The organism is Pelagibius sp., from assembly GCF_965227505.1.
Classification (GTDB): Bacteria; Pseudomonadota; Alphaproteobacteria; order Kiloniellales; family Kiloniellaceae; genus Pelagibius.
This window is the reverse complement of sequence record NZ_OZ245757.1, coordinates 2,862,526-2,887,355: the sequence shown is the minus strand read 5'-3', so window position 1 is coordinate 2,887,355 and position 24,830 is coordinate 2,862,526. Positions and strand designations below refer to the sequence as shown.

The window sequence follows — 24,830 nt, the reverse complement described above, 5'->3', positions numbered from 1 at the left end:
GCCTACAATTTATAAGCGATCGGTCATGGTGGTGGCCAGCGCCATGCCGCCGCGGCGGCCAGGGATGTCAGTGGCGGAAGTGCCGCATGCCGGTGAAGGCCATGGCGAGGCCCGCCTCATCGGCGGCGGCGATCACCTCGTCGTCGCGCATCGAGCCGCCGGGCTGGATCACCGCCGTCGCCCCGGCCTCGGCCGCCGCCAGCAGGCCGTCGGCAAACGGGAAGAACGCGTCGGATGCAACCGCTGCGCCCTCGGTTTTTGGCGCCGCGCCTTCGCCGGCGGCCTCGCGCGCTTTCCAGGCGGCGATGCGCGAGGAGTCGACGCGGCTCATCTGCCCCGCACCGATGCCGACGGTTGCACCGTCGCGGGCATAGACGATGGCGTTGGACTTCACGTGCTTGGCCACGCGAAAGGCGAAAAGCATGTCCGACATTTCGCGCGCGCTGGGCGCGCGCCGCGTGACGATCTTCAGATCTTCGGCCGCGATGCGTCCGTTGTCGCGGCTTTGCGCCAGGAAGCCGCCGGCCAGCGGCGTCGTCACCACGCCCGGCGCGGCGGGATCGGCCATGGCGCCGGTGATCAGCAGCCGCAGGTTCTTCTTGGCGGCCAGAACCTCGCGGGCGTCGTCGTCGACCGCGGGAGCGATCACCACCTCGGCGAAGAGCTTGGCGACCTCCTCGGCGGTTGCGGCGTCCAGGCTGCGGTTGACCGCGATGATGCCGCCGAAGGCGCTGACCGGATCGCAGGCCAGCGCCTCGCCGTAGGCGGCGGCCAACTCTTCCCGGCTGGCGACGCCGCAGGGGTTGGCGTGTTTGATGATGGCGACGGTCGGGGCGTCGAACTCGCTGACCAGTTCGAAGGCGGCGTTGGTGTCGTTCAGATTGTTGTAGCTGAGCTCCTTGCCCTGCAGCTGCTCGGCGCTGGCGACTCCCGGGCGCGCCGGGCCCTGAAGATAGACTGCCGCGTTCTGGTGCGGGTTTTCGCCGTAGCGCAGCGTCTGCTTCAGCACGCCGGCCGAGGTGAGGCGGCCGGGGAAGGTTTCCCCCTCCTCGTCCGCCAGCCAGCGGGCGATCATGGAATCATAGGTCGCGGTGTGGGCGAAGGCCGTCATCGCCAGGCGCCGCCGCAGCCCGGCCGAGACCGCACCGTCCCGCTCGCGCATTTCCGCCTCGATCGCCGCATAGTCGCCCGGGTCGGTGACGATGGCGACGAAGTCGTGGTTCTTGGCGGCGGCGCGCACCATCGCCGGGCCGCCGATGTCGATGTTCTCGACACAGGTGTCGAAGTCGGCGCCGGAGGCCAGAGTCGCCTCGAAGGGGTAGAGGTTGGAAACCACCATGTCGATGCCGGCGATCCCATGCGCCTCCATGGCCGCCAGATGGTCCGGCAGATCGCGCCGCGCCAGGATGCCGCCGTGAATCTTCGGATGCAGGGTCTTCACCCGCCCGTCCATGATTTCCGGAAAGCCCGTGTGCGCCGCCACCTCGACGACCGGGACTCCGGCCTCGGCGAGAGTCCGCGCCGAGCCCCCGGTCGAGAGGATCTCGACGCCCCCTTCGCTGAGAAAGCGTCCAAAGGCGACGAGGCCGGATTTGTCGGAGACGGAGATGAGGGCGCGCTTTACCGTGACGGGCGTGTCGAGGGGCATGGGCGGAAGGCTCCGGGCAGGCGGTTGGCGAAAGCGGTGGCGCGAAGATCCGGGGCAGAGGATCTTCGCTGCAGGAGGCTTCGGTACTAGGTGGCGCCGGGCCGGGCGTCAAGACGCGGCGGCGGCGCTTTTGCTTTCGCGGTCATCGGCAGCCAGCCCGGCGCCCTCGCCGGAGAACTCCGGCACCAGCCGGCGCAGCGCCTTTACGGTTTCCGCCTGCTTGCCTTCGGCGACCAGCCGCGCAAGGTCCTCCAGGCTGCGGCTCAGCAACTCCGCATCGGCGGTTCGCGGCGCCGCCTGATGCAGGCCCGGATGGCTGGTCGGGATCAGCGGTTCGCCGTCGTGGAAAAGCTCTTCGTGCATCTTCTCGCCAGGGCGCAGTCCGGTGAAGACGATCTGGATATCCTTGTCGGGACGCAGGCCGGAAAGCCGGATCATCTGATGCGCCAGGTCGACGATCTTCACCGGCTCGCCCATGTCCAGCACATAGATGCGCCCGGCTTCTTCGGGCGGACCGTCGTTGCCCAGGGCCGAAGCCTGCAGAACCAGTTCGACGGCCTCGCGGATGGTCATGAAGTAGCGCGTCATTTCCGGATCGGTCACGGTCAGAGGGCCGCCGTTCGCGAGCTGGCGCTGGAATAGCGGCACCACCGATCCTGTCGAGCCGAGCACGTTGCCGAACCGCACGGTGACGAAACGGGTACCCTGGCCGCTGCTCTGGCGCAGCAGGTCGAGCGCCTGGCAGTAGCTTTCCGCCAGACGTTTGCTCGCCCCCATCACGTTGGGTGGATTGATCGCCTTGTCGGTCGAAATCAGCACCATGGTGGCGACGCCGCTGCGGCGGCAGGCCTCCGCCATGTTGCGAGTGCCGAGGACGTTGGTGTGAATGCCTTCCACGGGGTTGTGCTCCACCAGGGGCACATGCTTCAGCGCGGCGGCGTGAAACACCAGGTCGGGGGCGGCTTCGTCCAGCAGCCGGTCGACGCGCTGCGCATCGCGCACGTCGCCGATCAGGGCGAGGCGCGGAACGTCGGGGAAGCGTTCGGCAAGCTCCATGTCGATGCTGTAGAGATTGAACTCCGAGCTGTCGAAGAGCGTGAGCTGGGCCGGCCCCAGGGCGGCGACCTGGCGTGTCAGTTCGGCGCCGATGGAGCCGCCGGCGCCGCTCACCAGCACCCGGCGGCCACGGATCAGCTTCTCCATCGCCGGCCGGTCCAGCTTGGTCTGGGTGCGTCCCAGAAGATCCTCGATGGCGATCGGACGGATGTGCAGGCGATCTTCGACGCCGCCGCTGAAGTCGGTCAGCCGGGGCAGGCGGGCCACGGTGGCTCCTTCGTCATCGGCGTAGCCCAGGACGGTCTCCACCTCTTCACGGGTCAGCGGCTTGGTCAGGATCAGGCGCTGGGGCTTGCGTTCGCGCCGGGCCAGTCTGTGAAACACCGACGGCAGGTCGTCCAGATCGCCCAGCACCTTCACGCTGTGGATGTTGCGGCCGGTGCGGGTGCCCTTTTCGTCGATCACACCCAGCACCTCGAAGGGCCCGTCGCGGTCGCGGGCCATTTCGCGGATGAAGGTTTCCGCCGCATCGCCGGCGCCCACCAGCAGCACCGGCACCCGGCGGTGGCGGTCGCGCTCCATCAGATGGCGAAAGCCCTGGTCCTTGAAAACGCGATAGAGCATGCGCGGCGCGCCCAGCAGGAAGACCAGCACGAACCAGCTGATCAACAACCAGGACCGCGGCAGGTCGTCCAGCCGGGTGATGAGGAAGGTCACCGGAAGAAAGACCGCCAGCGCCAGGGTCACGGCCTTTACGATGGCGACGAGGTCGTTCATCGAGGCATAGCGCCAGATCCCGCGATAGAGCCCGGTCGTCAGGAACACCAGACCGCAGATCGCGGTGAACAGCAGCATCGGCTCCCACAGGCTGGTGGTGAACGACTCCCAGGCGCCATCGCCCATGCGCAGGAACAGCGCAATCAGGAATGCGGCGGCGGCCATAAAGAGGTCATGGAGGAAGGCGACGAGCTGCCGCGGGAATCTGGTAGAGCCCAGCTTCATAACGGTTTCCGGCTTCCCCTTATCGGTCATCTGCCTCTTGACGGGCCGCTGCCCCTGGCGGACTGCCACCCGCCTTCTGGCCGATCCGATCGCCAATCCGATCATCTTGGCAGTGCGACCACACCGTCAGGCGGTCTCGCTGCCGTTCCGCGTGCCTTGCCGCTTTCCGGCAGCGCCCCCCGGCGGTGCCTGATGCGCAAGCATAAACAGAAGCACGGCAACCGCAAGACAGGCGAGGACCAGGGCCGGCCAGGTCAGGCCGCCCACCGCCAGCAGCGCCGCCGCCACGAGAACCCCGTTGCAGATCAGTATCCGGGTCGAAACCGCGGCGTGGCTGTGCCCGCGCTGGACCGCCCGCTGGTAGAAATGCTGGCGATGCGCCTTCCAGACGGGCTCACCCTTCAGGGCGCGGCGTCCAAGGGTCCAACTGGCATCCGCCAGATAGTAGAGCGGCAGGATCAGGGCTGCCGCCCAGAACCCCTGGGCGGCCAGGAGGATCAGCAGCCAGCCCAACAGGTAACCCAGGGAGACCGAACCGACATCGCCGAGGAAGATCCGCGCCGGGGACCAGTTCCAACGAATGAACCCCAGGGCCGCTGCAGCGAGGCTGGCAGCCCAGAAGATATAGCCCGCGCCGAGCCCGGCGAGCGCCGCGCAGAGCGCCAGCCCGCCGGCCACCGACGCGCTTTCCACCGCCGAAATGCCGTCGATCCCATCCATAAAGTTGAAGAGATTGATGAACCAGACCCACAGGAGCGCGACGAGCAGATGGTCGGCCAGGGGCGGCAGCAGCCCCTGGAATACCAGCAGCGTTTCGCCTGATCCCCAGAGCGCTGCGGCGACGGCGACGATCTGCACCGCAAAGCGCAGGGATGCGGGCAGCGAGCGCAGGTCATCGAGCCAGGATACCGCCGCCACGGCCGCCAGACCGCCGGTGACGACCCAGAACCCCGGCGCCACCGGCGCGAAGACAAAGGCGCCGGCGATCCAGGCCAGCGCGACTACCGGAATGACCGCCAGGCCGCCGCCGCGCGGCGTCGCGACACGGTGGCTGCTGCGGTCGTTGGGCCGGTCGAAGATCTGCCAGGACAGCAGCAACCGCAGCACCACGCCGGTCGCCGCCCAGCTCGCAAGAGCGACCACCGCCGCCGCACCCAGCAGCAGCGCCACCGGAACCGTCGTCCCCGCCATCTCAGCTTGCGCCCCCAAGGCGTTGCAGCGCCCACTTCACCACGCAGGCGTCGTCCGGGTTCCAGCCGCTCGCGCCGCCGTCGCGCGCGCCGGTGGTGCCTGAGAGCACGATCTGCTGGCAGCGCCGGACCTGCCCGGGGACACCCAGATAAACGCTCGGCTCCAGGGCCACGGCGGCGCCAGCCGCCCGCAGACGCCAGCCGCCGCCCTTCGGCAGGCGCAGAACAACCGAGCGTCCGTCCTGCGCCTGCATCGCCTTGACCCTGGGATGCAGGTGAAAGCGGATGGCGAAGGGCAGGGCCTTGCGGCCCTTGGTTTTGCCGCTCAGCCGGTCTTCGCCGCGCAGGTCTTCGCCGGAGGCGGAGAGATAGAGCCGGCGGCGGTGGGTCAGGCCGAAGAGCGGCAGATAACCGTCGTGGCTCAGCTCCAGCCAGACCGCGCCTTCGTCTTCGTCGCGCCGGCAGGTCACGGTCTCGGCGCGGCGCAGCAACCCGCCGCCGGCGAAGAGCGCGGCCGAGTTGGTTTCGCTGAGCACCAGGGTGGAGTGCGCTGCAGTGCTGCGCTGGGCCTGCTGCCAGCTGTCGCTGCCGGCCTGGGCGCCGCAGTTGACGATCAGGCGTTCGCGGCCGACGGACATTTCGAAGCTCAGTGTGCCGGCGTGGGCGGCCCCGTCGTAGCCCGGCGGCGGCGGGCGGCCGCTGTCGACCAGGACCAGGCTGCGCCCGGCCTGCAGGCGCTCGAAGCCGCTGTCCGGCGCCCGCATCACCTGCACCTGTTTGCCGCCGCCGCGCTGCAGGACCATGTCGATCTGCAGGTCCTCGCCCTCGCCGCCGCCGTTGAACAGGGCGAGGCCGCCGTCGCCGTGCTGCAGCAGGCGCAGGATCGCGACCATGGCCTCGATGCGCGCTGACAGGGCGGCGGGGGCCTCGTGTCCGGCGGCCAGCAGAGCGGCGCGCAGATCGATACAGGCGCGCAGCACCGACAACAGGCGCGCCGGCGAGCGCTCGCGCTGCCCGCCGTCGGCCAGCAGTTGTTCGTCCAGCGCCCGCAGCAGCAGATCCATACCCTGCTCCAGCCAGTCCGCGCCCTGCGGCAGGCAGAGCCCGGCCGTGCAGAGGCCGCGGGCCGCCGTGATCAGGTCGGCGCCGCAGAGCCCGGCCGGCAGGACGGCTGCGAGGTAGCGCGCCTGGCGCCCGGCGCTGGCCAGAAGCTCCTGGCGGAAGGAGACCTCGGCGCTGGCGGCGAAGAACTCGTACTGGCTGAACCAATGGGCCAAGCGCTCCCCGGTGACCACCGGATCCCAGGCAACCGGCGACCAGCTCTGGTTGCTCGTTACCCAGTCGGCCACCAGGCTGCGGGCCTTGCGCCGCGGGGCGTCGCCGCCGGCGGCCCGCAGGTCGCGCAGCCAGGCAAAGTCGTGCAGGCGCTTCAGCCAGGGCGTTTCCATGCCCAGCGGCGCCCAGAGCGGGGCTGGCTTGTCCAGACTGCGGCCGAGAAAGCTGAAGCTGTCCTCAACGATCGCCAGTCCGCGCTCGGCCTTGCCGGGCCAGGGGTCCGGCGGCACCAGTGCCAGGCTTGCCGGGGGCGTGCCGGCCCGGTGCCAGGGGGCTTCCGGCAAGGCGAAGAAGGGGCGGTGCAGGTGATAGCCGAGCCGCGCCCAGGCCAGCGCGCGCGGCAGCATGCGCCAGCGCCGAAAGCCTTCCACCTGGGCGCGCAGCCCGCCTGCGGCGGCAACGGTGTCGCGCTTCCGGCTTGCGGTCATGCCAGCCTTCGCGTTGCGATCCGCTGGGCTGCCGGCGACCATCAGGCTTCGCCGCGCAGGCGCCTGATGTTCGCACTGTAGGCTTGGGGTCCGCCCTTGAAGGTGGCGGTGCCGGCGACCAGAACATCGGCGCCGGCCGAGGCGGCGCGGGAGGCGGTGTCCATGTTGATGCCGCCGTCGACTTCCAGGTCGATGCGCCGACCGCTGGCGTCGATCTTGCGGCGCAGCGCCTCCAGTTTGGAGAGGGTGGAGGGGATGAACTGCTGACCGCCGAAGCCGGGATTGACCCCCATGCAGAGGATCAGGTCGATGTCGTCGATGATCAGGTCGATGACGTCGATGGGCGTTGCCGGATTGAGCGAAATCCCCGCCTTCTTGCCGAAGCCCTTGATCATCTGGATCGTGCGGTGCAGGTGCGGGCCCGCCTCCGGATGCACGGTGATGATGTCCGCCCCCGCCTTGGCGAAGTCTTCGATGAAAAGGTCCGCCGGGGCGATCATCAGGTGTACGTCGAAGACCAGCTCCGAATAGGGGCGGATGGCCGCCACCATGTCCGGGCCGAGGGTGATGTTCGGCACGAAGTGTCCGTCCATCACGTCGATATGGATGTAGTCGGCGCCGGCTTCGGTGACCGCGCGCACTTCCTCGCCCATGCGGGAGAAATCGGCGGCCAGAATGGAGGGGGCGATCCGGACGGTCTGCTGCATGAAGGCACGGGTCCAGCGTGGTTTGCGATGCGGCCCCTTGGTATCAGTCCCGCCCCGGGCTCGCAAGGAGGGCTCGCAAGCAGGGTTCGCAGGCGGGGCCGCAAGCGGCCCGGCTGCGCCGCAGTGCCCTTTCTGCTAAGCTGTTCGCTTAGGTCCCCGGTCGGGCCTTGGGGGCGAAAAAACGGAGGGGCTGAGATGTTCGGGACAGCAAAGGCGGGCGCCGTCTTGGGGGCGCTTGCTGTGATCGCGTATATGGCGCTGGCGGCGGTTCAACCTGCCGTGGCAAGCGAGAAGGCCAACGACAGCAGAAGTGATGGCGAACAACGCGACGGTCACTCGCGCAACGAAGGGGTACGGCTCAATATCGTGCCGGTGATCTCCGGTGACCGGACCATCACGCTTCGCATCGAATCGGTGGTGGTGATCCAGAGCCGCTTCGTGCATGTCGCCGAGACGTCCTTCGGCGTCGACTACAAGAACCTGGACACGGTGGATGTCGGCGATGTGCCGTTGCTGGGCTCGCTCTTCGGCGACCGGCTCGATGCCGACGACTTCACCGAAGAGAACCAGGTCGGCACGGTCTACATCGCCGGGGAGAATACCCTGGCGGCGGTGGTGAGCGACGATGTCGAAGTCGACGGCTACCGCCTGGGCGTGGTGAACGGCAAGGGGCACTACCGTCTGTCGGCGGGGCCGATGCTGACGGAGGTTGCGCCGACCAGTCTCGGAGAGTTGGGCACGCTGCCGTCGGTACAGAACATCCTCAGCGACATGCCGGACCCCGGTGCGGCTGTTTTGCTCGGTGGGCTGAAGTCCCTGGACGAGTCCGAACGGCAGGGCGTGCCCTTTCTGGGCGACATTCCGGCTCTGAACGGCCTGTTCAAGGGCAGCGTGCATCGCGGCGCGGACCATGAACTGCTGTTCTTCATCCGGCCGACGATCCTGACGGACGACGACGTGTCCTAGCGTTTCTGAAGGCGGCAGGCGTAGAAGCCGTCGAGGCCACCCTGCGCAGCGAGATGGCAGGGCAGGCTGCGGAAATCGCCCTCGGCGGTGAGCGCCTCGGTCATGCCGGGGATCTCCTCCTCCGCAATGGGCACGCGGACCACACTGTCGGTTCTCTCCAACAGAGCCGCGATGCGCTCCGGCCCCTCATCGGGCTGCAGCGAACAGACCGCGTAGACGAGAAGCCCGCCGGGCTTCAGCATGGTCACCGCTGCGTCCAGCAGACGGTCCTGCGCTTCCGTCAGCCCGGCGATCTGCTCCGGGCCTTTCAGCCACGCGATGTCGGGATGGCGGCGCAGGGTGCCGGTCGCCGAACAGGGCGCATCCAGCAGCACTGCGTCGACCGGCTGCGGCGGCCGCCAGGCGACGGCATCAGCCGTAACGGTCGCGGCCCCCAGGCTGAGGCGCTGCAGGTTCTCTTCCAGCCGCTTCAAGCGGTTGACCGCCCGCTCCACGGCGATGACGGTGGCCCCGGCTGCGGCAAGCTGGGCGGTCTTGCCGCCGGGCGCGGCGCAGAGATCGATGACCGTCCTGCCGGCGACATCGCCCAGCAGGCGCGCGGGAACGGCTGCAGCGGCATCCTGCACCCACCACGCCCCTTCCGCATACCCGGGCAGGCGGGCAACGTCGCCCTGGCCGCCGGTCAGGCGCAGGCTGCCGCCGGGCAGCCGCTCCGCGTCCAGTCGCCGCGCCCAGTCCTCGCCGTCTTCGGCTTTGCAGGTCAGGTCCAGGGGCGGTTCGGCCAGATGCGCCGCGGCGATGGCGCGCGTCGCCGTTTCGCCGTAGGCCGCGCACCAGGCCTCCCACAGCCACGCCGGCACGTTGAGGCGGGCGGCATCCTGCGCTGCCGAGAGGCCCTCGCCCTCCCGCGCCAGCCGCCGCAGCACGGCGTTCAGGAGCCCGCGCTGTCCCGCCAGCCGCGGCCCCCGTGCCAGCCCCAGGCTGGTGCTCACTGCCGCATGGGCCGGCGTGCCGAGAAACAGCAACTGCACCGCGCCGAGACGCAGGATGTGGCGCAGCGTTCTGTCCTTGCGCTTCAGCGGCCGGTCCAGGCAGTGGTCGATGGCGGCGTCGATCTGGCCGAGGCGGCGCAGGACGGTGGCCGCCAGCAGCCGGGTGAAGCCGCGGTCGCGCGGCGCCAGCTTCGGCAGCGCCGGGTTCTGCGCCAGGGCCTCGTCCAGCGGGCGGGCGTCGTCCAGCACGGCGCGCAGGATCGCCAGCGCCGTCTGGCGGGCATCGGCACCCTTGTTTCTGTTGCTCTCTTTTTTGCGGCTGTCGCTCATGGCGCTAGCAGGTAAGGGACGCGGGGCGGTCCTGCAAGCCTCGCGCTCGGTCTTGGCCGCTTATCCCGGTATCACCTGATAGGGCTTCAGCCTGTCCCAGTCGAAAACGACACCGGTGCCGGGCACGTCGGGGGCCACTGCCAGGTGGTTCTCCACCACCAGGGGACGGGTGGTGTAGGCGTCGATGGGAAAGCTGTGCACTTCCAGCCAGCCGGCCTGCGGATCCTCCGGCGTGGTCAGGCCGGCCAGCAGGCTCACGTGCAGCTCCTGCATGCCGTGGGAGCAGACGGGGATGCCGCGCTCCCGCGCCATTGCGGCGGCTTTCAGAAAGGCCGTGATACCGCCGCAGTTGCCGGCGTCCGGTTGAAGGAAGGACAGCTTTGCCGTGGAGAGCGCAGAGGCGAATTCGTGCAGGCTGCGCTGGTTCTCGCCCATCGCCAGGGGCATGCCGGTTGCGTCGGCAATGCGCGCGTAGCCGGCGTAGTCCTCCGGATCGGTCGGCTCCTCGAACCACAGCGGGTCGAAGGCTTTGAAGGCCTCGGCAGCGGCGATCGCCTGGTCCACGCTCAAGGCGTAGTTGGCGTCCACCATGAAGGCCCTGTCGGGGCCGATGAGCGCGCGCACCGCCTCCGTGCGGGCGATGTCCTCGGCCAGGTCGGGGCGTCCGACCTTGATCTTCACGCCGTTGAAGCCTTCGTCGAGGTAGCCCTGGACGCTGGCCAGCAGCTTTTCGAGGGCGTAGCCCAGGTCGATGCCGCCGCGGTAGGCCTTGGCGCTTCTGCCCGCGCCGCCGGCCATCTGCCACAGCGCTTCGCCGCGCAGCCTGCCGCGCAGATCCCAGAGCGCGATGTCGACGGCCGAGATCGCCATGGTGGCGATGCCGCCGCGCCCGACATAGTGCAGATAGTCGTGCATGAAGGCGAAGAGACCTTCGATATCGGCAGCATCCCGTCCGGTCAGGACCGGCCGCAGATCGTGCTCGACCACCGCATGGACGCCGTGTCCGCCGCGCCCGCCGGTGTAGCTGTAGCCGAAGCCCTCGGCGCCGTTGTCGAGGGCGATGCGCACGGTAATGAGATCGAAATGGGTATGGTCGCCGTGCATGGCATCGCTCAGCACCTCCGCCAGCGGCACCTGGAACAGCGCAGGCTCGATGCTGCGGATGGTCGTTCCGCTCATGGTGGCTCCTCCCCCGAACCCGTTGGTCTCGGTCTTTTGACTGCAACCTAGCTTATGGGTCGGGGAGCGAACCAGCCCTGCTTTGCCGGCGGGTCTTGCGGAAGCGGGCTCAGCCCCAGGTCAGCCCCAGGTCAGCCCCAGGTCAGCCCCAGGTCAGCCCCAGGTCAGCCCCAGGGGCGTCCCGGCCGGCCGGCGGACTGGCCCATTTCGGAGGCCATCTGGCGCAGCCGCTGAATGCGGTTTTCGGTGCGCGGGTGGGTGGTGAAGAGGCCATCCATCTGATTGGCGTGCAGTGGGTTGATGATGAACATATGCGCCGTCGCCGGGTTGCTCTCGGCCACTTCGTTGTCGATCCCGCGGGCGGCGCGGTCGATCTTCTCCAGGGCCGAGGCGAGCCAGAGCGGCTGGCCGCAGATCTCCGCGCCCATGCGGTCGGCGGCATACTCGCGGGTGCGCGAGATCGCCATCTGCACCAGTGCGGCGGCCAGCGGCGCCAGGATCATGATCAGGATCACCCCGACGAAGCCCAGCGGGTTGTTGCGGCTGTTGCCGAAGAACAGGCCGAAGTTGGCGAGCATCGAGACAGCGCCGGCGATGGTCGCCGTGATCGTCATGGTCAGGGTGTCGCGGCTCTTCACATGCGCCAGTTCGTGGGCCATGACCCCGGCCAGTTCCTCCGAACTCAGGCGGCGCAGCAGGCCGGTGGTGGCCGCAACTGCGGCGTTTTCCGGGTTGCGCCCGGTGGCGAAGGCGTTGGGCTGGTCGTCGTCGATCACATAGACCTTGGGCATCGGCAGGGCCGCATTGGCCGACAGCTGCTCCACGATCCCCACCAGCGCCGGCGCCGTCTTGCGGTCGACCTGGCGCGCCCGGAACATCCGCAGCACCATCTTGTCGGAATTCCAGTAGGCGAAGGCATTCATGCCCAGGGCGATGACGAAGGCGATCAGCATGCCGCCGGTGCCGCCGAGCAGGAAGCCGACGGCCAGGAACAGGCCGGTCATGGCGGCCATCAGAATGCCGGTGCGCAGAGAGTTCATCATTTCGTCACTATGGGGTCGTCACTATGGGGCCTGGCGGGAGGGCCGGAGCCTCGATTTTGTTCTTTGTTTCAAGGGTTTTGTGCAATCTCCCTGTCTGAGGTGGGGAGCGCCGGCGGGCAGGTCAAGACTTGGCGAAGGTGCCCGGCGATGCCATATAAAAGGCATGTTCGAGAAGTTCACCGCGCGCAAGCCCAAACCCAGGGACTCCCAGGTCGAGCCGCTGCAAGCGCCCGCGCCCGCCCGCAACCCGGGCGCAGAGGAGCAGACGGCCCGACAAGCCGATCCCAAGGCGGTGCCTGCAGCGAAGAATGGGCCTGCAAAAAAGAATGGGCAGCCCAAGGAACTCGGCGGTCCCAGTGGTCCGGAGCCGACGCGCTACGGCGACTGGGAGCGCAAGGGCATCTGCGTCGATTTCTGACAGCCCCATCGTCTACCACGCCGTCCTTTACCATCCTGTCCTTCAGGACCTCTTTTCCAGATCAGATCCGCCCCCAGGGGCAGCTTTCCGGCTTTCGCCCAGGTTCACCAGGGCGACACCCAGCATGGTCAGCGCCATGCCCAGCAGGGCAAGGGGGCCGAAGGTCTCGCCGAACAGCGGCCAGGCGATCAGCGCGGTCACCGGCGGCGCCAGGAAGAACAGGCTGGAGACGCGGGAGGCCTGGCCGCGCTGGATCAGCCAGTAGAGCAGACTGACAGCCCCCAGCGAGAGCACCAGCACCAACCACGTCAGCGCCAGAATGAAGTCGCCGGTCCAGGCGATCTGCCGCTCCTCGAAGACCGCCGCGAACAGCCCGCAGCCGGCGGCGGCGGCCAGATACTGGACCACCGATCCGCTGCGCAGGTCCATTTCGGCGCAGAAACGCTTCTGATAGAGGGTGGCGACGGTGATGCCGCAGAGGGCCAGCAGGCTGAGGGCGACGCCTTCGGGCGTGCCCAGCCCGGCGCCCAGCTTGCGCCAGACCACCAGGGCGACGCCCATCAGCGCCAGGACCAGGCCCAGCCATTGGCGCCGGCTCACCCGCTCGCCCAGCACGGCGCCGGCCAGGGCGGCCACCAGGACCGGCTGGATGCCGACGATCAGGGCGGAGACGCCGGCCTCCACGCCCCGGTCGATGCTGGCGAAGACGCCGCCCAGGTAGACGCCGTGCAGCAGCAGGCCGGCGACGGAGAGGTGGGCGAGGCTGCGCCAGCCCCGCGGCCAAGGTGCCCCCGTGGCCAGGGCCAGCAGGGCCAGCAGGACCGCGGCGATAACAAAGCGCAGCGCCAGAAAGGTCAGCGGCTCGGCATGGGGCAGGCCCAGCTTGGCGCCGATGAAGCCGGTGCTCCACAGCAGAACGAAGGTGGCCGCGGCGCCGAGGCCGAGAAGGTTGCCTTGGGCTCTGCCGGGCAGGCCGCCGCGTGTCATGACAGACCGCTCATCATGACTTGCTGATAGACGCCCGGGCGCTTTCCCGCAAATGCGGTTACGGCATGGGTGCTATCCGTCCCGCCTACGTCTCCAGGGATTTCACAAAGGCATAGCCGCGTTTGTGCAGGCCGAAAGCATCGTAGAAACGGTGCGCGTCCTCGCGCCAGAGGCCGGAGTTGAGGCGCAGCGCCGCGCAGCCTTCGCGGCGGGCAACCTCTTCCGCATGGCGCAGCAGGGCCTGGCCGACGCCCCTGCCGCGGCGCGCCGCCGCGACGACCAGGTCGTCGACGAACAGGCTGCGGCCGAAGACGAGATCGTTCCAGAGGCGGTAACCGATCACGCCCACGGTCTGACCCCTATCCTCCGCCCTGGCCAGGCGATAGCCCTGCGCCCTGGCCTCCGCGATCCGTTCTTCGTAGCTGGCCCGGCCCAGGCCGTCGCGCAGTTCATGCATCACGTCGTAGCAGGCCGCGATGCTCTCCGCATCGCGGCAGGCGATGACCGTGACGGCTGCCTGCCGGTCCCGCGTTTCGTCCATGGGGTTGATCGACCTCGCTGTTCTCCTGTCAGCCGATCTGAATTCTGGCGAGATTCGCCGGTGGGGTCAGCCCGCTCTTCAGCGCCGGGTCGTCGACCGGCGTGCCGATCGCCGTCGGGGTCGGCACCACGCCGGCCCAGACGTCCAGGTCCATGTCTTCGTCGTCGTCGATGGGCGGGCCGCTGCGCACCTTGGCCGCGACTTCCTCCAGCTTCAGGGAGACGACCGTGGTGGCCTTGGCCTCCTGGGCGGTCGGTGCACGCAGTTCGGGCCAGCGGCCGGGCACCATGCGCTCCATCAGGTCTTCCAGGCAGGCCAGCTTCCGCTCCTTGCCCTCCACCAGTTCGGCCCGCCCCAGGGCCATGACGCTGCGGTAGTTGACCGAGGTGTGAAAGCCGGAGCGCGCCAGCACCAGGCCGTCCATCAGGGCGACGGTGAAGCAGACCTGCGGGCCCTGCTTCAGGTGGCGCAGCATCTTGCTGGCCGAGGAGCCGTGCCAGTAGACCCGGTCGTCCATACGCCAATAGGCCGTCGGCGTGACGTAGGGCTGGCCGTCGATGACATAGCCGACATGGCACATCAGGCCGGCGTCGAGGATCGCATAGACCGTTTCGCGGTCGTAGTGGCCGCGGGTGTGGGCGCGCTTGAGCCGCGTCCGCTCGGTGGGGCGGAACGCTTCCTTGGACTGGGTCGTGTGTGAATCTGTCATGGATCTTCCGGGGATCTTCCAGCGGCCTTTGAACGGCTTGAGAGCGGCGCGGTCGCACGCTAGGCGGAAGGTGGTTTTTCAGGAAGAACCGCTTCGTGCTATTTTACCGGACCAGTTTATGGGTCCTCGGCTCTGCGGGCCCGGTTCGGGAGGGCGCCATGCCGCCGCAATCGCTTCGCCGCCGCAAAACAGCGCTGCTTGCGCTGGCGCTCGAGCGCACTGCGCCCGTCACCCTGCAGCAGCAACTCTGCGAGCAGCTGCGGGAGATCATCCTTGCGGGCCGCCTGCCGCCGGGGGCCCGGCTGCCGTCCAGCCGTGCCCTGGCGGCGGAACTGGGCTGTTCGCGCAACACCGTGGTCACCGCCTTCGACCAGCTTTTGAGCGAAGGCTACCTGGAAGGCCAGGCCGGGTCGGGCACCTACGTCTGCCGCGTCCTGCCGGAGGAGCTGCTGGGCGTGGCCCCACCGGCGGAGGCCGATAGCGCATCCTCCGAGGTGTCCGGGGGTACGGCGGGGCCCCGGCTCGCCGGGCGCGCCGCGGCCATCGTCGACCTCAGCCGGCGCGACCGCGACCGTCACCGCCCAGCGCCGGGCCCAGCGCAGGGCCCAGCGCAGGGCCCGGCGGCGGTCCCGGCGCCCAACCCAGCCCAGGCTCCGGGCGAGACACTGCGGGCCTTTCTGTCCGGTCCCGAGACCAACGATTTTCCCTTCGATGTCTGGGGCCGCCTCTACGCCCGCATCTGGCGCCGCCCGGCCGACCGGCTCCTCCAGCTCGACAGCGCCGCCGGGATGCAAAGCCTGCGCGCGGCGATCGCCGGCTACCTCCGGGCCTACCGCGGTCTGCAATGCGACTGGCGCCAGGTCATCGTCACCACGGGCGCGCAGGCGGCCATCGGCCTGGCGACCCAGATGCTGCTGGAGCCCGGCGATGCCGTTTGGATCGAGGAGCCCGGCTATGTCGGTCTGCGCGGACCCCTGCTTGCGACCGGTGCGAAACTGGTGCCGGTGCCCCTGGACGGCGAGGGGATCTCGGTTGCCGCCGGAGCCCGCCTCGCACCAAAAGCCCGCGCCGCGGTCGTCACGCCGTCCCACCATTATCCCCTCGGCACCACGCTCACCCTGGCGCGGCGCCTGGAGCTGCTGGAGTGGGCGCGGGAGGCCGATGCCTGGATCCTGGAGGACGACTACGACAGCGAGTACCGCTACGCGGGCCGGCCGCTGGCCTCCCTCCAGGGGCTGGCCGCCGGGCGCGGCGAGGCCGGGCGGGTGATCTACGTCGGCACCTTCTCCAAGGTGCTCTTTCCCTCCATCCGCATCGGCTATCTGGTGGTGCCGGAGGCCCTGGTAGAGCCGCTCACCGCCGGCCAGGCGGCGCTTGGCGCAATGCCGTCGGCGCTGGTGCAGCCGGTCCTTGCCGGCTTCATCGAGGAGGGTTACTTCGCCACCCACGTGCGCCGCATGCGCCGGCTTTACGCCGCGCGCCAGGCGGCTCTGGTGAAGGCGGTGAGGACGCACCTCGACGACCTGCTGACGGTGACGCCCGACGATGCGGGCCTGCACGTCATGGCCGGTTTGAAAGCACCGCTGGCCGCGCGTCTCGGCGACCAGGGCGCGGCGCGGGTGGCGGCCGCGGCGGGCATCGGCGTCGTGCCCCTGGCGAACTTCTTCCATGGTCCGGCGACACGCCAGGGCCTCATGCTCGGCTACGCCGGCGTTCCGGAAGACGAGATCGACCGCGGCGCCCGGCGGCTGGGAGAGGCGCTGCGGACAGCGATGGGTTCCTGACGGCCCCTGAAACAGCCGGGTTAAGCCTAACGCCGAGCAACATCCATGGTGCTGAGCGCCGCAACGAGCGATCCTTCGTCAACTCGGTTACCGCACAGAACCGCATTCACAAGAGTATCAATGGCGCCGGGATACGAGCTGTCCTTGTTGTCCTCCACAAGCAGCTTGCCGATGCGTGCGAAGAAGCACTGTTGCTGGCTGTTGCCGGAAGGCGCCGTTGCGTAGTGGCCGACGGTGTGGGGGTGGTCTCTGCGAAAGTAAGAGATCGTTCCGATCTTCAGTTGGTACTGCGTTGCCTCCGGTCGGCCTTTGATCAGAGCGTCAAACAGTCGCGCCTGTCGCATCTCCAACATGATGTCCTCGGAAAGAACGCCGCCAGGAACGCGCATCGTCACGATGTGGCCCCTGACCCCCTCACTGCCATCGTAGCTGTAATAGTCCTCGATCTGCTGCGGGACGTCCGTGCGCCGGTGGAAAGAGGCTGCGTCTACTGGCAGGGTTTTCGCCAAGGTCAGATCGGCGTCCGCACTGGCGATCGGGTCCCAGCGCCCGGGCAGTTCGATGCTGGTTCCTGTGCCGGCGCTGTTCTGAACTCCTGAGCAGGCCGCAATTGAGATCAGCACGAAGAAGGCCGAGATCCTTCCAAGACATCGGGTCATGTGGAACGCGGCAGTGCCCGATTCTGGAACTGCATCTTCGCTGGCCGCCCGCCCCTGTGCCATTGGTCTCTCCCTGCCTCTGTCTCCACATTCGCAGAAGCACAGCATAGCGCATCATAACGCATGTATGAAACGCACAGTTGCAAAGAGTGAGGCCTCTTTCCCCAATTTGGTAGATGGAGAGCGCCTGCTGATAGGCCCTAGATCGTGCCGATCTTCCTGCGGGAGAGGGCTTCGCGGAAGTGCGCCCGGTCTTCCACCACCTTCACCTCGGCCAGCAGGGTCAGCAGCCCGGCTTCGTCCAAGTCGTCGCCGCAGAGCTGGCCGGTGACGATGGTGTCGATCGACTCGGGGTCGCTGCCGAAGGAACTGTAGTCCACCAGATGATAGCCGAAACGGAAGATGAAACAGTCCTCGTGGCGCAGTTCGGAGATCGCCTTGGTGTAGTAGCCGGTGCTGCCTTTGTCCGGGTTGCCGAAGGGCCTTGCGCTGCCGACCGTCAGGCGCCGGCTTTCCACCGTCGGCAGGGTCCTGGCGAAGCGCAGAAAGTCCTGCTCGTCGCGGATCTCAAGCGAGGGGTTGCGCGCGAACTCGCCGAAGAACACCCGGGAGGTGATCAGGAAGCCGTTGACGCCGTGAAAGGTATAGAGGTTCTCGAAGATCTGATGGGCGCCCACCCTTTGGCGCAGTTCATCGATCTCGTAGGGGGAGCCAAGCGGCAGGTCGAGGTCCGCCTCGCCGATGTCGATGGTGTCCCATTCGTCGGGCAGGGCGATGAAACGCCCGTTGCCGTCGTCGACCTCCGCCGTGGCGCAGGCGCTCAACATCAGAAGCAGCGCAGCCGCTATCGGCGCCGTCCAGCCGCCCTTTGGTCGTTTCTCGCGGTCCACCGTCACGCTCCACCCCGCCCAGCTGTTGCAACCGAAAGGCTAGCAAAGGCGATCCGACGACGCCAAAGAGAAACGGCCGGTCCCCGAAGAAACCGGCCGTTTATTGGGCGTAGTCTTACGACTATCCGCGGTTCATACGGTTGTTGATCAGATCGTCGACGACGCCGGGGTCGGCCAGGGTCGAGGTGTCGCCCAGGCTGCCGTAGTCGTTCTCGGCGATCTTGCGCAGGATGCGCCGCATGATCTTGCCGGAGCGGGTCTTGGGCAGGCCCGGCGCCCACTGGATCAGATCGGGGCTGGCGATGGGGCCGATCTCCTTGCGCACCCACTGCACCAGTTCCTTGCGCAGATCGTCGGTCGGTTCCTCGCCGACGTTGAGGGTGACATAGGCGTAGATGCCCTGGCCCTTGATATCGTGCGGATAGCCGACGACGGCGGACTCGGCGACCTTGTCGTGGGCGACCAGGGCGGATTCCACCTCGGCGGTGCCCATGCGGTGGCCGGAGACGTTGATGACGTCGTCGACGCGCCCGGTGATCCAGTAATACCCGTCGGCATCGCGGCGGCAGCCGTCGCCGGTGAAGTACTTGCCGGGATAGGTCGAAAAGTAGGTCTGGATGAAGCGCTCGTGATCGCCGTAGACCGTGCGCATCTGGCCGGGCCAGGAATCGGCGATGCAGAGGTTGCCTTCGGTGGCGCCGTCCAGATGGCCGCCTTCGCCGTCGACGATGACGGGGCGCACGCCGAAGAAGGGGCGCGTCGCGGAGCCGGGCTTCAGCGGTGTCGCGCCCGGCAGCGGCGTGATCAGGATGCCGCCGGTCTCGGTCTGCCACCAGGTGTCGACAATGGGGCAGCGGCCTTCGCCGACGACGTCGTAGTACCACATCCAGGCTTCCGGATTGATCGGCTCGCCCACGCTGCCGAGGATGCGCAGGGTGTCGCGCCTGGTCTTCTTCACCGGCTCCTCGCCCTCGCGCATCAGGGCGCGGATGGCGGTAGGGGCGGTGTAGAAGATGTTCACCTTGTGCTTGTCGCAGACCTGCCAGAAGCGCGAGGAGTCCGGATAGTTCGGCACGCCCTCGAACATCAGCGTGGTCGCGCCGTTGGCCAGTGGCCCGTAGACGATGTAGCTGTGCCCGGTGACCCAGCCGACGTCGGCCGTGCACCAGTAGATCTCGCCGTCGTGGTAGTCGAAGACGTACTGGTGGGTCATGGAGGCATAGACCATGTAGCCACCGGTGGTGTGCAGCACGCCCTTGGGCTTACCGGTGGAGCCGGAGGTGTAGAGGATGAAGAGCGGCGCCTCGGCCTCCATCTCCTCGGCCGGACAGTCCGGCGCCGCGGTGGCGCAGGCCTCGTGGTACCAGACGTCGCGGCCTTCGGACCATCCGATGTCGCCGCCGGTGCGCTTGACCACGAAGACCGTTTTTACTTCGGGGCAGCTTTCAAGGGCGACGTCGGTGTTCTTCTTCAGCGGAATCTTGCGGCCGCCGCGCAGGCCCTCGTCGGCGGTGATCACGCATTCCGACTGGCAGTCCTGGATGCGCCCGGCCAGGGCGTCCGGCGAGAAGCCGCCGAAGACGACGGAGTGGATGGCGCCGATGCGCGTGCAGGCCAGCATGGCATAGGCCGCCTCCGGGATCATCGGCATGTAGATGGTCACCCGGTCGCCCCGCTTGACGCCGCGCACCTTCATGGCATTGGCCAGGCGGCAGACATGCTCGTGCAGTTCGCCGTAGGTGATGTGCTGCTGGTCGTTGGGGTCGTCGCCCTCCCAGATGATGGCGACGTCGTTTTCGCGGGTCGGCAGGTGGCGGTCGATGCAGTTGTAGCTGGCGTTGGTGGTGCCGTCGTGGAACCACTTGATGTGTACGTCGCCGGGCCCGAAGCTGACGTCCTTCACCTGGGTGAAGGGCTTGAACCAGTGGATCCGCTTGCCGTGTTCGGCCCAGAAGGCTTCAGGGTCGGCGATAGACTGTTCGTAGAGCTTGAAATAGCCGGCTTCGTCGCACCAGGCGCTTTCCGCGGTATTGGCGAGAACGGGGAATACGGTCGCTTCGGACATGTCTTAGGAGGCCTCCCTGCTAGGATCGGATCATGCGGACGGCCAGCTAGCCCTCGGTGCCGTCTTCTCTCGTTTTTTGGGATTATTTCCGCAAACGGGGCGGGAAACAAGGCCCGGGCCCCTGGCCTTTGGTATCGGTCGGCTGCCCGGCAAGGCCCTAGGATTAGAGGCTTATGATGAACGGCGGCCCGGCGGCCCGGCGGGCCTGGCGGGTGCGTGGGTGCGGGCGCGCGACGGGGGCTCAGGCGGGTTCGGTCTTGCCCATCTTGCAGATCAGGGTCCACTCCGCCTTCCTGACCGGCAGCACCGAGAGCCGCGACTGGCGCACCAGCGCCAGGTCCTGAAGCTTGGGCTCGGCCTTGATCTGGGCCAGGGTCACCGGCTGCTCGAAGGGCTTCACCGCCTTCACGTCCACCATGCCGAAGCGTCCGCTGGCATCGCTGGGATCGGGGTAGTAGAGCTTCACCACCTCGACGATGCCGACGACCTGCTTTTCGTTGACCGAGTGATAGAAGAAGGCCAGGTCGCCCAGCTCCATGGCCTTCATGTTGTTGGAGGCCTGATAGTTGCGCACGCCGTCCCATTCCGCGCTGCCGGCCTTCACCTGGTCGTCCCAGGACCAGGTGCCGGGCTCCGACTTCATCAGCCAGTAGGCGGTCACGGCAGCACCTTTTTGTAGGCGGTGATGGTGACGCTCTCGAAGAGGCCGGCCTTGGTGTAAGGATCGCCGGCGGCGAAAGCTTCGGCCTCTGCGCGGCTGTCGTCGCTGAGGATGATGACGCTGCCGGTCACGGACGCGCCGTCATCGCTGGTCATCGGTCCGGCGATCAGGATGCGCTCCAGATTGCTGTTCAGGTAGTCGAGGTGGGCCGGCCGGTTCTCCGCCCGGACATGGCCGTGGCCGGCCTTGTCGACACAGTACAAGACGAACGCCATGAAACTCCCTCTCTCCCTCTGGCTCTGCTGTTTGGATGGGCCGCAGCGACAGCGCCGGCAACGGTGAAGCCGGCACTATGCCGAAAAGCCCTCCGCCTTGAAAGGCCGGGCCATCAGCCCTTCGATGGCGGCGGCCAGATCGGCGCCCTGGTTCACCACCTGATCGACAGCGCGGCAGATCGGCATCTCGATGCCTTCCGCCTCGGCCATTTCGGCGGCGGCCTTGGCGGTGTAGACGCCCTCGGTGACGCCGCGGCTGGTCGCCAGGGCTGCTTCCAGGGTCTTCCCAGCGCCGAGGGCGAAGCCGAGGCTGTAGTTGCGCGACTGGGTCGCCGTGCAGCTGAGCGTGAGATCGCCGATCCCTGCCAGCCCCATCATGGTTTCCACCTTGCCGCCGCGCGCCAGGCAGAGCCGCGTCAACTCGGCCAGGCCGCGGGTGATCAGCGCGGCGCGGGCGTTGTCGCCCAGCCGCCGCCCGGCGACGATGCCGCAGGCAATCGCCAGGACGTTCTTGACCGCCCCGCCGATCTCCACCCCCAGCGGGTCGTCAGAGACGTAGGGACGGAAGCGGCTGCTGCCGATCGCCCGGGCCAGGGCCTCGGCCAGGGCGGGCGCGTCGCTGGCCAGGGTCACGGCGGTCGGCAGGCCGGCGGCCACCTCGGCGGCGAAAGTGGGGCCGGAGAGCACCGCGAGCGGGTTCCGCGGCACGCAGGCCTCCGCCACCGCGGTCATCAACTGCCCGCTGTGCTGCTCGATCCCCTTGGCGCAGAGCACCAGCGGCAGATCCGGCCTGAGGGCGGGTGCCAGTTCGGAGAGGGTGGCGCGCAGCGTCTGCGCCGGCACCACCACAAGGGCGGCTTCGGCTTCGGCCAGCGCGGCCGCGTCGCCGGTGACGTGGATCTCCTTGTCCAAGGTGATGCCCGGCAGGTAGCGCGGGTTTTCCCGGCCCTTGGCGATCTCGTCCATGCGCGCCGGGTCGCGGCCCCAGAGGGTGACGCGGCGCCCGGCACGGCGGCAGACGACGGCCAGGGCCGTGCCCCAGGCGCCGGCGCCGATGACGGCCAGGTGTTGCATTGCTCTAGCCTGCTCGGGTGGCCGCCGCGGCACCGAGATCTTCCAGCGGCCAGCGCGGCCGCGCGGCGAAATCGAGCGGGTCGGTGAGGCCGAGGCGCAGGCGTTCCACTCCGGCCCAGGCGATCATGGCGGCGTTGTCGGTGCAGAGGGCCGGCGGCGGTGCGATCAGAGCGCTTCCGGCGTCCTGCGCCACGGCGTCGAGGCGCTGGCGCAGATGGCGGTTGGCGGCGACCCCGCCCGCCACCACCAGCGGCCCGGCTTGACCGTAGTCCTCGGCGAAGACCGCCAGCGCCTTGGCGCAGCGCTCCGCCAGAATGTCGCCCACCGCTGTCTGAAAGGCGGCGGCCAGATCCGCCTTGCGGGCCGGGTCGCCGTCGGGGTTGTCCAGCAGCCCGGCCGTGTCTGCCGCATGACGCACGGCGGTCTTGAGGCCGGAGAAGGAGAAGTCCAGACCGGGGCGCCCCAGCATCGGCCGCGGCAGATCGAAGGCCGTCGGGTCGCCCTCCGCCGCCTGGCGCTCCACCGCCGGGCCACCGGGATAGCCGAGCCCCAGCAGCTTGGCCGTCTTGTCGAAGGCTTCGCCCACGGCGTCGTCGATGGTGCCGCCCAGGCGCCTGTAGCGTCCCACGCCCTCCACCGCCAGAAGCTGGCAGTGGCCGCCGGAGACCAGCAGCAGCAGGTAGGGAAAGGCGAGATCGGTACCCAGCCGCGCCGTCAGGGCGTGGCCCTCCAGATGATTGACCGCCAGGAAGGGCAGGTCCCAGGCCAGGGCGATGGCCTTGGCGGTCATCACGCCGACGAAGACGCCGCCGATCAGGCCGGGCCCGGCGGTGACGGCGATGCCGTCCAGTTCGGGGAAGTCGATCCCCGCCTCCGCCATGGCCCGTTCGACCAGACCGTCGATGTGGTCGAGATGGCTGCGCGCGGCGATCTCCGGCACCACGCCGCCGTAGGGGCGGTGCTCGTCGAGCTGCGAGAGGACGAGGTTGGCGCGGATCTCTCCAGCGCCGGTCACCACCGCCGCGGCAGTTTCGTCGCAGGACGTCTCGATGCCCAGCACGCTCAGCGCGCCGTCTCGGGTTTCCGTCTCGGCCATGCGCCGGACCTTAGAGCAAGGATTGTGGCGAAGCCAGTCATGCTCTAATGCTTGGCGCATGGCGACACGCTCTCCCTTCCGCCTCGGCACCCGGGGCAGTCCCCTTGCCCTGGCCCAGGCGCACGAGGTGCGCCGCCGCCTCGGCGATGCGCACGCCGAGCTGGCCGAGGACGGCGCCGTCGAGATCGTGGTCATCAAGACCACCGGCGACCGTATCCAGGATCGCGCCCTGGCGGAGATCGGCGGCAAGGGGCTGTTCACCAAGGAGATCGAAGAGGCCCTTCTGGCCGATGAGATCGATGCCGCCGTGCATTCCATGAAGGACGTGCCCACCTGGCTGCCGGACGGCCTGGTGGTGGAGCACATCCTGCCGCGCGAGGACCCGCGCGACGCCTTCTTCTCCCCGCACGGCGACAGCCTTGCCGCTTTGCCAGCCGGCGCCAGGGTCGGGACCTCGTCGCTGCGCCGCCAGGCCCAGGTGCTGATCGCGCGCCCCGACCTCACGGTCGAGCCGATCCGCGGCAACGTCGACACCCGCCTCGACAAGCTGGCCGCCGGAACGGTCGACGCCACCCTGCTGGCGGTGGCCGGGCTGCGGCGCCTCGGCAAGGCAGGGCGGATCACCGCCGCCCTTTCCGTCGAGGAGATGTTGCCGGCGGTGGCCCAGGGCGCCATCGGCCTGGAGATCCGCGAGAACGACGAGCGCAGCCGCGGCCTGCTCGATGCCATCTGCTGCCGGGACAGCGGGCTTCGCGTGGCCGCCGAGCGCGCCATGCTGGAAACGCTGGAGGGGTCCTGCCGCACACCGATCGCCGGGCTGGCGGAGCTGTCCGACGACGGCGCGGGCCTGCGGCTGCGCGGGCTGCTCGCGATGCCGGATGGCAGCGCCGTCTTCCGCGCCGACCTGCAGGGTTCGGTCGCCGACCCGATCGGGCTCGGCAAGGCGCTGGGTCAGGAGCTTCTGGCCTCCGCCGGCAGTGACGTCATCGATGCCATCACCGGACACTGACGGCTCGGATCCGGGTTCACGAAGCCTGCGCGTCGTCGTCACCCGCCCGCGCGAGGATGCGGAGACCCTGGTCGAAGCCCTCACCGCGCGCGGGCACTCCGTTCATCATGAACCGCTCCTCGCCATCGAAGCGCGGGATGACCCGGCCTGGCCGGCCGGTCACCAGGATGCGCAGGCGCTGCTGATCACCAGTGCCAACGGCCTGCGCGCCTTTGCGCGCTGCGACGCGCGCCGGGCGCTGCCGGTCTTTGCCGTCGGCGATGCCTCGGCGGCGGCTGCACGGGCGGCCGGCTTCACCGCGGTGCACTCGGCCGCCGGCACCGTCGAAGACCTGGCGCAGCTTGTCGGGGACACCCTCGACCCAGGCGCCGGCCCGCTGCTCCATCCGGCGGCGGGCAAGCTGGCCGGGGACCTCCAGGGCCTGCTCGCGGAGGACGGGTTCCAGGTCCTGCGGGCCGTCCTCTACGATGCCGTGCCCGCGCAGAGCTTTTCCGAGGAATTTGTTCGCAAAATCGACTCAGGATTGATCGACGCCGTCACATTTTTCTCGCCCAGGACAGCGGCCACCTTTGCTAGCCTGATCGCTGAGGCGGGCCTTGTCCCGGCTTGCAGAGGGGTTGCGGCCGTTTGCCTTAGCCGGGCCGTCGCAGAACGCCTCTCCGGGCTGCCCTGGGCGGCGGTGGCGGTGGCCGAGCAGCCGGATCAGCAGGCCTTGCTGGCACGGCTTGACGCCCTGGCTGCGAAGCGCGAGTAATGAAGCGCGTACTGCGCTGCAACGAAGGGCCT

23 protein-coding genes are annotated in these 24,830 nt (G+C 68.7%); 5 read left to right on the top strand and 18 right to left on the bottom strand.

The window, feature by feature from the left end; genetic code table 11:
- Positions 1-67 precede the first annotated feature (67 nt).
- From purH to rpe, 5 genes are all read right to left on the bottom strand, one after another.
- A complete protein-coding gene (gene purH / locus ACO06P_RS13790) occupies positions 68-1,648 on the bottom strand; it encodes a bifunctional phosphoribosylaminoimidazolecarboxamide formyltransferase/IMP cyclohydrolase (RefSeq protein ID WP_420345812.1) in 1,581 nt (526 codons plus the stop codon).
- A 108-nt stretch (positions 1,649-1,756) separates the two neighbouring features.
- Positions 1,757-3,736, bottom strand: a complete 1,980-nt coding sequence (locus ACO06P_RS13785; protein ID WP_420345811.1) for a polysaccharide biosynthesis protein — start codon at positions 3,734-3,736, stop codon at positions 1,757-1,759.
- 96 nt (positions 3,737-3,832) lie between these two features.
- Positions 3,833-4,897 carry an MraY family glycosyltransferase gene (locus ACO06P_RS13780; RefSeq protein ID WP_420345810.1) on the bottom strand — a complete coding sequence of 355 codons (1,065 nt, stop codon included), beginning with the start codon at positions 4,895-4,897 and terminating at the stop codon, positions 3,833-3,835.
- Position 4,898: 1 nt separating this feature from the next.
- Positions 4,899-6,659 (bottom strand): heparinase II/III family protein, encoded by a 1,761-nt coding sequence (locus ACO06P_RS13775; RefSeq protein WP_420345809.1) that lies wholly within the window; start codon positions 6,657-6,659, stop codon positions 4,899-4,901.
- 41 nt (positions 6,660-6,700) lie between these two features.
- Positions 6,701-7,366, bottom strand: a complete 666-nt coding sequence (gene rpe / locus ACO06P_RS13770; RefSeq protein ID WP_420345808.1) for a ribulose-phosphate 3-epimerase — start codon at positions 7,364-7,366, stop codon at positions 6,701-6,703.
- A gap of 195 nt (positions 7,367-7,561) precedes the next feature.
- Here rpe and ACO06P_RS13765 point away from each other — a divergent pair, with 195 nt between their 5' ends.
- On the top strand, positions 7,562-8,332 hold the full coding sequence (locus ACO06P_RS13765; protein WP_420345807.1) for a hypothetical protein: 771 nt from the start codon (positions 7,562-7,564) through the stop codon (positions 8,330-8,332).
- Here ACO06P_RS13765 and rsmB read toward each other — a convergent pair.
- The 3 genes from rsmB to htpX form a co-directional block, all read right to left on the bottom strand.
- Positions 8,329-9,654 carry a 16S rRNA (cytosine(967)-C(5))-methyltransferase RsmB gene (gene rsmB, locus ACO06P_RS13760; protein WP_420345806.1) on the bottom strand — a complete coding sequence of 442 codons (1,326 nt, stop codon included), beginning with the start codon at positions 9,652-9,654 and terminating at the stop codon, positions 8,329-8,331. The two genes, ACO06P_RS13765 and rsmB, sit on opposite strands and share 4 nt — an antisense overlap.
- Positions 9,655-9,714: 60 nt before the next feature.
- Entirely contained in the window at positions 9,715-10,833 is a 1,119-nt protein-coding gene (locus ACO06P_RS13755; protein ID WP_420345805.1) for a mandelate racemase/muconate lactonizing enzyme family protein, read from the bottom strand.
- A gap of 164 nt (positions 10,834-10,997) precedes the next feature.
- Entirely contained in the window at positions 10,998-11,873 is an 876-nt protein-coding gene (htpX, locus tag ACO06P_RS13750) for a zinc metalloprotease HtpX (RefSeq protein ID WP_420349639.1), read from the bottom strand.
- Positions 11,874-12,039: 166 nt separating this feature from the next.
- Between htpX and ACO06P_RS13745 the strand changes: the two genes are divergently transcribed.
- The gene (locus ACO06P_RS13745; RefSeq protein WP_420345804.1) at positions 12,040-12,294 is read left to right on the top strand and encodes a DUF1674 domain-containing protein; all 255 of its coding nucleotides are present in this window, start codon (positions 12,040-12,042) and stop codon (positions 12,292-12,294) included.
- A 42-nt stretch (positions 12,295-12,336) separates the two neighbouring features.
- Here the strand turns inward: ACO06P_RS13745 and ACO06P_RS13740 are convergent, their stop codons facing one another.
- From ACO06P_RS13740 to ACO06P_RS13730, 3 genes are all read right to left on the bottom strand, one after another.
- Positions 12,337-13,281, bottom strand: a complete 945-nt coding sequence (locus ACO06P_RS13740) for a DMT family transporter (protein ID WP_420345803.1) — start codon at positions 13,279-13,281, stop codon at positions 12,337-12,339.
- An 85-nt stretch (positions 13,282-13,366) separates the two neighbouring features.
- On the bottom strand, positions 13,367-13,822 hold the full coding sequence (locus ACO06P_RS13735) for a GNAT family N-acetyltransferase (protein WP_420345802.1): 456 nt from the start codon (positions 13,820-13,822) through the stop codon (positions 13,367-13,369).
- A gap of 28 nt (positions 13,823-13,850) precedes the next feature.
- Positions 13,851-14,531, bottom strand: coding sequence for a pyridoxamine 5'-phosphate oxidase family protein (locus tag ACO06P_RS13730; RefSeq protein WP_420345801.1), 681 nt, complete (start codon positions 14,529-14,531; stop codon positions 13,851-13,853).
- A gap of 158 nt (positions 14,532-14,689) precedes the next feature.
- Here ACO06P_RS13730 and ACO06P_RS13725 point away from each other — a divergent pair, with 158 nt between their 5' ends.
- On the top strand, positions 14,690-16,315 hold the full coding sequence (locus ACO06P_RS13725; RefSeq protein WP_420345800.1) for a PLP-dependent aminotransferase family protein: 1,626 nt from the start codon (positions 14,690-14,692) through the stop codon (positions 16,313-16,315).
- A gap of 26 nt (positions 16,316-16,341) precedes the next feature.
- On the opposite strand, the gene ACO06P_RS13720 is transcribed toward ACO06P_RS13725, so the two are convergent.
- The 7 genes from ACO06P_RS13720 to tsaD form a co-directional block, all read right to left on the bottom strand.
- Entirely contained in the window at positions 16,342-17,037 is a 696-nt protein-coding gene (locus ACO06P_RS13720) for a hypothetical protein (RefSeq protein ID WP_420345799.1), read from the bottom strand.
- A gap of 137 nt (positions 17,038-17,174) precedes the next feature.
- Positions 17,175-17,870, bottom strand: a complete 696-nt coding sequence (locus ACO06P_RS13715; RefSeq protein WP_420345798.1) for a hypothetical protein — start codon at positions 17,868-17,870, stop codon at positions 17,175-17,177.
- A gap of 115 nt (positions 17,871-17,985) precedes the next feature.
- Positions 17,986-19,929 carry an acetate--CoA ligase gene (acs, locus tag ACO06P_RS13710; protein WP_420345797.1) on the bottom strand — a complete coding sequence of 648 codons (1,944 nt, stop codon included), beginning with the start codon at positions 19,927-19,929 and terminating at the stop codon, positions 17,986-17,988.
- A 241-nt stretch (positions 19,930-20,170) separates the two neighbouring features.
- Positions 20,171-20,572, bottom strand: coding sequence for an EVE domain-containing protein (locus ACO06P_RS13705; protein WP_420349638.1), 402 nt, complete (start codon positions 20,570-20,572; stop codon positions 20,171-20,173).
- A gap of 14 nt (positions 20,573-20,586) precedes the next feature.
- The gene (locus tag ACO06P_RS13700; RefSeq protein WP_420345796.1) at positions 20,587-20,865 is read right to left on the bottom strand and encodes a YciI family protein; all 279 of its coding nucleotides are present in this window, start codon (positions 20,863-20,865) and stop codon (positions 20,587-20,589) included.
- A gap of 75 nt (positions 20,866-20,940) precedes the next feature.
- Positions 20,941-21,939, bottom strand: coding sequence for an NAD(P)H-dependent glycerol-3-phosphate dehydrogenase (locus tag ACO06P_RS13695; protein WP_420345795.1), 999 nt, complete (start codon positions 21,937-21,939; stop codon positions 20,941-20,943).
- A 4-nt stretch (positions 21,940-21,943) separates the two neighbouring features.
- Positions 21,944-23,005: a tRNA (adenosine(37)-N6)-threonylcarbamoyltransferase complex transferase subunit TsaD gene (gene tsaD / locus ACO06P_RS13690; protein WP_420349637.1), complete on the bottom strand. Its 1,062-nt coding sequence runs from the start codon at positions 23,003-23,005 to the stop codon at positions 21,944-21,946.
- A gap of 88 nt (positions 23,006-23,093) precedes the next feature.
- Here tsaD and hemC point away from each other — a divergent pair, with 88 nt between their 5' ends.
- Positions 23,094-24,044, top strand: coding sequence for a hydroxymethylbilane synthase (gene hemC, locus ACO06P_RS13685; RefSeq protein WP_420345794.1), 951 nt, complete (start codon positions 23,094-23,096; stop codon positions 24,042-24,044).
- The gene (locus ACO06P_RS13680) at positions 24,025-24,798 is read left to right on the top strand and encodes a uroporphyrinogen-III synthase (protein ID WP_420345793.1); all 774 of its coding nucleotides are present in this window, start codon (positions 24,025-24,027) and stop codon (positions 24,796-24,798) included. The genes hemC and ACO06P_RS13680 overlap by 20 nt, the downstream gene beginning before the upstream one ends.
- Positions 24,799-24,830 lie beyond the last annotated feature (32 nt).